This is a genomic window from Pseudomonas sp. P7779, from assembly GCF_013386315.1.
Taxonomy (GTDB): Bacteria; Pseudomonadota; Gammaproteobacteria; order Pseudomonadales; family Pseudomonadaceae; genus Aquipseudomonas.
In genome coordinates this window covers 42,008-49,539 of sequence record NZ_JACARZ010000114.1, presented here as the reverse complement: position 1 = coordinate 49,539, position 7,532 = coordinate 42,008, and the positions used below count along the sequence as shown (strand labels likewise).

Annotated in this window: 9 protein-coding genes; 3 read left to right on the top strand and 6 right to left on the bottom strand. The window is 61.5% G+C overall.

Translation table 11 applies throughout. The features are described from left to right. Nucleotides 1–62 precede the first annotated feature (62 nt). On the top strand, nt 63–476 hold the full coding sequence (arfB, locus tag HX869_RS27610; protein WP_003212972.1) for an alternative ribosome rescue aminoacyl-tRNA hydrolase ArfB: 414 nt from the start codon (nt 63–65) through the stop codon (nt 474–476). On the opposite strand, the gene HX869_RS27605 is transcribed toward arfB, so the two are convergent. The 3 genes from HX869_RS27605 to HX869_RS31650 all read right to left on the bottom strand — a co-directional run bounded on the left by HX869_RS27605 (nt 473) and on the right by HX869_RS31650 (nt 2,135). Beyond that, nucleotides 473–1,672, bottom strand: coding sequence for an MFS transporter (locus HX869_RS27605; RefSeq protein WP_003212974.1), 1,200 nt, complete (start codon nt 1,670–1,672; stop codon nt 473–475). The genes arfB and HX869_RS27605 overlap by 4 nt on opposite strands. An 86-nt stretch (nt 1,673–1,758) precedes the next feature. After that, nucleotides 1,759–1,932 carry a hypothetical protein gene (locus tag HX869_RS27600; RefSeq protein WP_178903954.1) on the bottom strand — a complete coding sequence of 58 codons (174 nt, stop codon included), beginning with the start codon at nt 1,930–1,932 and terminating at the stop codon, nt 1,759–1,761. Between the two features lie 74 nt (nt 1,933–2,006). Further along, a complete protein-coding gene (locus HX869_RS31650; protein ID WP_003212978.1) occupies nt 2,007–2,135 on the bottom strand; it encodes a hypothetical protein in 129 nt (42 codons plus the stop codon). A 362-nt stretch (nt 2,136–2,497) separates the two neighbouring features. Between HX869_RS31650 and HX869_RS27595 the strand changes: the two genes are divergently transcribed. Next, the gene (locus tag HX869_RS27595; protein ID WP_052024259.1) at nt 2,498–3,772 is read left to right on the top strand and encodes an MFS transporter; all 1,275 of its coding nucleotides are present in this window, start codon (nt 2,498–2,500) and stop codon (nt 3,770–3,772) included. Here the strand turns inward: HX869_RS27595 and HX869_RS27590 are convergent. Further along, entirely contained in the window at nt 3,769–4,353 is a 585-nt protein-coding gene (locus tag HX869_RS27590) for an HD domain-containing protein (RefSeq protein ID WP_003212982.1), read from the bottom strand. The two genes, HX869_RS27595 and HX869_RS27590, sit on opposite strands and share 4 nt — an antisense overlap. A 33-nt stretch (nt 4,354–4,386) precedes the next feature. After that, complete coding sequence (locus HX869_RS27585; protein ID WP_177027643.1) at nt 4,387–4,698, bottom strand: DUF962 domain-containing protein; 312 nt, start codon at nt 4,696–4,698, stop codon at nt 4,387–4,389. Nucleotides 4,699–4,859: 161 nt separating this feature from the next. On the opposite strand from HX869_RS27585, the gene HX869_RS27580 reads away from it, so the two are divergent. After that, the gene (locus HX869_RS27580; RefSeq protein ID WP_003212986.1) at nt 4,860–5,915 is read left to right on the top strand and encodes an AraC family transcriptional regulator; all 1,056 of its coding nucleotides are present in this window, start codon (nt 4,860–4,862) and stop codon (nt 5,913–5,915) included. Here HX869_RS27580 and HX869_RS27575 read toward each other — a convergent pair. Next, nucleotides 5,872–7,326, bottom strand: coding sequence for a TrkH family potassium uptake protein (locus tag HX869_RS27575; RefSeq protein WP_008430983.1), 1,455 nt, complete (start codon nt 7,324–7,326; stop codon nt 5,872–5,874). The two genes, HX869_RS27580 and HX869_RS27575, sit on opposite strands and share 44 nt — an antisense overlap. Between the last annotated feature and the right edge of the window lie 206 nt (nt 7,327–7,532).

The following is a 7,532-nucleotide window of genomic DNA, read 5'->3' as shown; positions in this document are numbered from 1 at the left end:
GCCCCCAGCAGCCCAACACATTGGCGTATCCTTACCCCTCCACCCCAAGGCCCGATCAAAAAATGCTGGTGATATCCAACAACGTGCACCTCCCCGACGCCGAGATCGAACTGACAGCCATCCGCGCCCAGGGCGCTGGCGGTCAAAACGTCAACAAGGTCTCCAGCGCCGTGCACCTGCGTTTCGACATCCCGGCCTCGTCCCTGCCTGACTTCTACAAGGAACGCCTGCTGGCCCTGCGCGACACCCGCATCACCAGCGAAGGCGTACTGATCCTCAAGGCCCAGCAATACCGCACCCAGGAACAAAACCGCGCCGACGCCCTCGAGCGCCTGGTGGAACTGATCCTCAGCGCCACCAAGGTCGAAAAGAAACGCCGCCCCACCAAACCCACCCTGGGCTCAAAGAAGCGCCGCCTCGAATCCAAGACCAAACGCGGCAGCATCAAGGCCGGCCGCGGCAAGGTGGACTTCTAACTCGCCTGACGTTCTTCGCGATACTTCGGCGCCTGCCGATACAAATACAGGCTCAACAGCAACCCGCCAAACGCCGCGATCGCCGCAAACAGGAAGATCGAGGCAAACCCGAACCCCGCCGCAATCGCCCCGGCCAACGGCCCGGTGATCCCCAACGACAAATCGATAAACAGCGAATACGCCCCCACCGCCGCACCCCGGCTCGAGGCGGGCACCAGGTTGACCGCCTCCACACCCAAGGCCGGAAACACCAGGGAAAAGCCAAACCCGCTCAACGCCGCACCCGCCAACGCCAAATGAGGATCCGGCGCCAGCCACAGCAGCAGCAGCCCCAGCGTCTCCACCGACAAACAGGCAATCGCTACGCGAAACCCGCCAATGCGGTTGATCAAATTGCCGAACAACAACCGCGCCCCGATAAAGCTGGCACCGAACAGGCTCAGGCACAGCACCGCGTTATCCCAATGCTGGGTCGCGTAATACAAGGTGATGAAGGTGGCGATGGTGCCAAACCCGATCGAGCCCAGCGCCAGCCCGCAGCCGTGAGGCAACACGCGCCCCAGCACATGCATGAACGGCAGGCGCTCGCCCACCACGATCGGCGCGGCGACTTTCGGCCAGGCCAGCAGCAGGCCCAGCACCGCCAGCAGGATGATGCTGACGCCCATGCTCCACAGCCCGAAATGACTGACCAGCAACACCCCCAGCGGTGCGCCGATGGCCAGGGCGCCGTAGCTGGCGATGCCGTTCCAGGAGATGACCTTGGCGGTATTCGCCGCGCCCACCCGGCCAATGCCCCAGCCGATGGAACCCGAGCCCACCAGGCTTTCAGCGCTGCCCAGCACCAGGCGGCCAATCAGCAGACTGGTGAGGCTCAGCGCCGGCAGGTGTGACAGCCACGCCGAGAGCAACATGAACACGCCGCTCAACCCGCAACCGGCCAGGCCGTACATGACGGCGCGCTTGCTGCCGCGATTATCGATGATGCGTCCGGCATAGGGCCGGCTCAGCAGAGTGGCCAGGTATTGCACGCTGATCACAAGGCCCGCGATCACGGCGCCAAAGCCCAGGTCGCTGTGCACATAGCCAGGCAACACGGCCAGGGGAATGCCGATATTCAGGTAGCCGATGAAGGTGAACAAAACGATGGAAACGACTTGCAGCGTGACCGCCATGGGGCGCTGGGTATCTGGCATGGGGAGAGGTCCACTGTCGCAGCAGGAAAAGATAGGCTGCTTATGATACCGATGCTGGGCGCGTGCGGGGGCAGCAAAGCAAACTTTTAGCGATCGGCGGGGTTGAGCAGTTGCGTGGTTACCAACGCGGCGAGGGCGTTTTCCTGGGTGCCGAAGCGCTTGAGCAGGAGGGCCTGTTTTTCCGGGGTGAGGCGGTTCCATACGTCGACCATGTGCAAGGCAGTGTCGAGCAGGGCGGTATCGGGGGGGGTGTCGGTCATGGCGGGGCTCACGGTGTTCAGGCGGTGTGGAAAGCGCGCAATGTCACGCTTTCCACACGGTCTGGGTACGGCTCTCAGTCTTCGCTCTTGCGGTCGACCGGTTTTGCCTCTTTGGGCTCGGGCTTGGTGGCACCGGCCTGTTGCGGGGTTGGCTGCTCAGTTTCGTGCAGGCTTGGGAAGGGGAGATTAGGGATTTCGTGCATCGTCGTCGCTCCTCGCAAGATCTGTTTTATCAATCGCAGGTGATTCCGCGCGTTCAAAAAGCCTGTGCAGGATACAGCACTGTAAATGACAGAAAGATTTTATCTCAGAAAATGAACGCGTCTTCATCCCGCCGCGCAAGTGACGTGGCGCCACAGGGGTGTCGATTGTCATCGTACAACATCACCCTTCACGGATTGACATCGTACTGCGGACTGAATATAACGCTAACAGTTGTATGACGACATATGACGTTACAGTTTTATAGCGCCCGTAATACGGATGCGCTCGGTCGCAGAACGTACGCCTCAAATCTAAAAATAATTAAGGTGAAGCGATGAAAATCAAAGGCATCCGTTGGTGGATGGTCGGGCTGATGACGGTCGGCCTGATTATTAACTACCTGGCCCGCAACACGCTCTCAGTCGCAGCCCCCACGCTGATGACCGACCTGAGCATCTCCACTGAGCAGTATTCCCACATCGTTGTTGCCTGGCAGGTGTGCTACGCCTTGATGCAGCCGATCGCCGGTTATGTGATCGATGCGATCGGTACCAAGATGGGCTTTGCCATCTTCGCCATCTCCTGGTCGGTAGTCTGTGCCCTGGCGGCATTCGCCACCGGTTGGCAGAGCCTGGCAGTGGCCCGTGGCGCACTGGGGCTGACGGAGTCGGCGGGCTTCCCCGGCGGCGTCAAGGCGATTACCGAGTGGTTCCCGGCCAAGGAGCGCTCCGTCGCCATCGGCTGGTTCAACTTTGGTTCGTCGTTTGGTGCGTTGCTGGCGCCGCCACTGGTGGTCTGGGCGATTTTGCACAGCGGCTGGCAGTTGGCATTCCTGATCGTTGGCGGCATCGGCCTGGTGTGGAGCGGGCTGTGGCTGCTGCTGTACAAGCACCCGCGTGACCAGCGCCTGCTGGCCCAGGCCGAGCGTGAGTACATCGAGGCCGGCCAGGAAACCCACCTCAAGGAAGGCGTGCAGAAGAAAGCCAGCTGGAAGCGCATCCTCAAGAGCCGCAACTTTTTCGCCATCGCCTCGGCGCGGATGCTCTCGGAGCCGGCCTGGCAGACGTTCAATGCCTGGATTCCGTTGTACCTGATGACCGAGCGGCACATGAACATCAAGGAAATGGCGCTGTTCGCCTGGCTACCGTTCCTGGCCGCCGACATTGGCTGTGTGCTGGGTGGCTACCTGAGCCCGTTGTTCCACCGCTACTTCAAGGTCTCGCTGTTCACCTCGCGCAAGCTGGTGATGCTGTTCGGTTGCCTGTGCATGATCGGCCCGGCGTGCATCGGCCTGGTGGACAGTGCCTACACCGCGATTGCCCTGCTGTGTGTCGGCGGTTTCGCCCACCAGACCTTGTCGGGTGCGCTGTTTTCCATCGCCTCGGACTCATTCGGCAAGAACGACGTGGCCACCGCCACCGGTGGCGGGCAGATGTGCGGGTTTATCGGGGCTGCGGCGTTTACTGCGGTGTTCGGCGTGCTGGTGACCAAGGTCGGCTACAGCCCGCTGTTTGTGGTGCTGGCGATTTTCGACATCATTGCGGCCATCGTGATCCTGATGGTGGCCCGGGAGATCGTCAAAGATCCGGAGCCAGCCACCCAAACCGGTCACGGCGGCACATTGCTGCCGGTTTAACCCTGGCGTTCCATCGCCGCCTTGTAGAGCGAGTTCTTCGGCTGGGCAAACACCCGCGCCAGCATCGGCTCGAAGAAGCTCAGCGGCAGGGTGTCGTAGGCCGGGTCGAACGCCGCCGCGTCGTACTGCGCGCAGAACTCGATGGTTTGCCGGTACTGCGGGTGGTCGCCAAATTGCTCGCGCAGGTGGCGGTCCATCCCCAGGTGGTGGAAGAAGTAGTAGCCCTGGAAGATCCCGTGCTTCTCCACCATCCACAGATTCTCGGCGCTCACAAACGGCTTGAGGATCGCGGCGGCGATGTCCGGGTGGTTGTAGGAACCGAGGGTGTCGCCGATGTCGTGGAGCAGGGCGCACACCACGTACTCTTCATCCCGGCCATCGTGCCAGGCGCGGCTGGCGGTTTGCAGCGAGTGGGTCAGGCGGTCCACCGGGAAGCCGCCGAAGTCGCCCTCCAGCAGCCGTAGATGCGCCAGGATCCGGCTTGGCAATTGCCGTGCGTAAGCACTGAAATCCTTGGCGATGATCGCCCAGTCTTCCTGGGTACCATCCTGCATATGGGTGAAACGGGCCTGCTGGTTCATCAAAGCCTCTCTTATTATTCTTTAAGCGTGGGGCTAGAACGGCACCTTGCCCAGAATCATGTCGCGGTACATCACGAAATCCCCCAACAGGCTGTACAGCGGATGCTGGAAGGTCGCCGGGCGATTCTTTTCAAAGAAGAAATGGCCGATCCAGGCAAAGCTGTAGCCGGCCACCGGCAGCGCCAGCAGCAGTAGCCACGCACCTTTGCCGATCGCCAACGCGAGAATGAAGATAACGAGGCTGGTGCCGATAAAGTGCAGGCGACGGCACGTACTGTTGCCGTGTTCGCTCAGGTAATACGGGTAGAAATCGGCGAAGCTGTTGAATTGCCTGGCATTTTCCACAGTGGTCGGCCCTCTGGTTATTGTTCTGCCCGACAGATGTTCGGCGGGGAGCTTATTTGAGTCTAGAGTCATCAGTGGTAACAGCCAGTGACAATAGATGCCACTTTAGTATCCTTCGGATTCCTGGCTGTCGTTTCAGCCTTCCTTGTTAAGAAAACGCCATGAGCGAACGAACGACTTCTGCAAGCTGGGCGATGGGGATAGTCAAGGCGCTGGAAATGGACGGCCTGGATTGCCGTGCCTTGTTCAAGCAGCTTGGCCTGGATTACGCCGCGCTGAATGACCCGGATGCACGCTTCCCCCAGGACTCCATGACCCGGCTCTGGCAGCGCGCGGTCGAGCTGTCGGGCAACCCGGCGATTGGCTTGAACATGGGCAAGGTGGTGCGCCCGGCATCGTTTCATGTGGCCGGCTACGCCTTGATGTCCAGCAATACCCTGGCCGAAGGTTTTATGCGGCTGGTGCGTTACCAGCGAATCATTGCTGAAAGTGCCGACCTGAGTTTCCGCCTGTTACCCGAAGGTTATGCGCTGATTCTGACGGTGCACGGCGACCACCTGCCGCCTACCCGGCAAAGTGCCGAAGCGTCCCTGGCCAGTGCCCTGGCGTTATGCGGCTGGCTGACCGGGCGCACGTTGCAACCGCGCAAGGTGCTGGTGCAGGGCGATCAGCCAGCGGACCTGGCGCCCTACAAACAAGCCTTCCATGCACCGCTGGTGTTCAACGCGCCCTATGACGCGCTGATCTTCGAGCGGGCCGATATGGAAGCGCCGTTGCCCACGGCGAACGAGGCGATGGCGTTGTTGCACGATCGTTTTGCCGGGGAGTACCTGGCGCGGTTTTCCGAGAGCCGGGTGACCCACAAGGCGCGGCAGGTGCTATGCCGATTGCTGCCCCAGGGCGAGCCCAAGCGTGAAGTGGTTGCGCAGACGTTGCACCTGTCCCAGCGCACCTTGCAGCGCCGCTTGCAGGAGGAGGGCACGAGTTTCCAGACCTTGCTCGACGACACCCGCCGCGAACTGGCCGAGCAATACCTGGCGCAGCCGAGCATGACCCTGCTGGAAATTGCCTACCTGTTGGGGTTTGCCGACCCGAGCAACTTCTTTCGTGCGTTTCGCCGCTGGTTCGATGCCACGCCCGGCGAGTACCGGGCGCGGTTGCATGAGCTGCCTGTCAGTGACGCCAAAACGCCGGAATGCACAGCACAAACACCGTAATGATCTCCAGCCGGCCCAGCAGCATGCCGAATGACAGGATCCACTTGGCCGCGTCCGGCAGGGTGGAGAAGTTACCGGCCGGGCCGATGGTTTCACCCAGGCCCGGGCCCACGCCGGACACGGTACTGGCGGCGCCGGTCAGCGCGGTCATCCAGTCCAGGCCCAGCAACGACAGGGCCAGGGCGATGGCGCAGATGGTGATGGCGAAGAAAAACGAAAAGGTCAGGATCGAACGCACGATTTCTTCATCGAGGCGATGACCGTTGTACTTCTGCTTGATCACCGCCCGTGGGTGAATCAGCTGGTTCAAGTTGGCCTTGAGCAGGATGTAGGCGACCTGGAAACGGAAGATCTTGATCCCGCCAGCCGTGGAGCCGGAGCAACCGCCCACAAAGCCCAGGTAGAAGAACAGCATCAGCGAGAAATTGCCCCAGATGCTGTAGTCCCCCAGCGCAAAACCTGTGGTAGTGACTACCGAAGTGACGTTTACCGCCACGTGGCGCAGCGCCTCCAGCCAATGCAGATTGGTGGTCCACCAATACCAGGTGCCGAGCACCAGCCAGGTCACCACCAGCAAACCGAGCATGCCCTGCACCTGCTGGTCCTTGATCAGCGCCCGGCGGTTGCCGCGCATCGTGGCCACATAGAGGGTGAACGGCAGACTGCCGAGAATCATCACCACCACGGCCACCCAGTGCACCGCCGGCTGTTTCCAGTGGGCCAGGGATTCGTCGGAAGTGGAAAACCCGCCGGTGGAAATCGCCGACATCGCATGGTTGATCGCATCGAACAGCCCCATCCCGGCCCACCAGAACGCCAGGCTGCCGAGGATGGTGATGCCCACGTACGCCGCCACGATCAGGCGCGCCACCATGTGTGAGCGGGGCATGACCTTTTCCGAGCGGTCGGAGGATTCGGTCTGGAACAGGCGCATGCCACCGATGCGCAGCAGCGGCAGGATCGCCACCGCCATGCCGATAAAGCCGATACCGCCGAGCCAGTGCAGCAGCGAGCGCCAGATGAGGATGCCCGGGGACATGGTGTCCAGGCCGCTGAGCACCGTGGAACCGGTGGCGGTGATGCCCGACATGCTTTCGAAGAACGAGTCGGTGTAGCTGATGTGCTGGGTCAGCAGGAACGGCAGTGCGGCGAAGATGCACACCACCAGCCAGCTGGAGACGGTGAGCAGGTACATGTCCCGCGGGCGCAGGTGCACATGTTCCGGGCGGCCGGGGATGACCAGTGCCAGGCCCGCGATAAAGGTAATCAGGCTGGCCCAGAGGAACGACGGCAGGTCGCTGGTGCGTTCAAAAAACACCAGGGTCGCCATGGGGATGACCATGGCGATCGCCAGGGTGATCAGGAAGATGCCGATAATGAAACCGATTATCCGTAAGGTCGGCAACGCCATGAGGTCCGCTCGGGGTGACAGGAAAGGCGCCATTCTACCTGCGGTGCAGGGCAAGTAAACCGGGGGGCGTTGGAGACGTGGCAGATCAAGTGTGGGAGCGGGCTTGCTCGCGAAAGCGGTGTATCAGTCAACGGATGCATTGGCTGACCCACCGCTTTCGCGAGCAAGCCCGCTCCCACAGGAGATTTGTGCTGGTTGATGGAGCT

What these genes read in the sequence shown, in the direction of transcription:
- arfB (WP_003212972.1), top strand. Translation starts at nt 63, where the DNA reads ATGCTGGTGATATCCAACAACGTGCACCTCCCCGACGCCGAGATCGAA.
- HX869_RS27605 (WP_003212974.1), bottom strand. Translation starts at nt 1,672, where the DNA reads ATGCCAGATACCCAGCGCCCCATGGCGGTCACGCTGCAAGTCGTTTCC.
- HX869_RS27600 (WP_178903954.1), bottom strand. Translation starts at nt 1,932, where the DNA reads ATGACCGACACCCCCCCCGATACCGCCCTGCTCGACACTGCCTTGCAC.
- HX869_RS31650 (WP_003212978.1), bottom strand. Translation starts at nt 2,135, where the DNA reads ATGCACGAAATCCCTAATCTCCCCTTCCCAAGCCTGCACGAAACTGAG.
- HX869_RS27595 (WP_052024259.1), top strand. Translation starts at nt 2,498, where the DNA reads ATGGTCGGGCTGATGACGGTCGGCCTGATTATTAACTACCTGGCCCGC.
- HX869_RS27590 (WP_003212982.1), bottom strand. Translation starts at nt 4,353, where the DNA reads ATGAACCAGCAGGCCCGTTTCACCCATATGCAGGATGGTACCCAGGAA.
- HX869_RS27580 (WP_003212986.1), top strand. Translation starts at nt 4,860, where the DNA reads ATGAGCGAACGAACGACTTCTGCAAGCTGGGCGATGGGGATAGTCAAG.
- HX869_RS27575 (WP_008430983.1), bottom strand. Translation starts at nt 7,326, where the DNA reads ATGGCGTTGCCGACCTTACGGATAATCGGTTTCATTATCGGCATCTTC.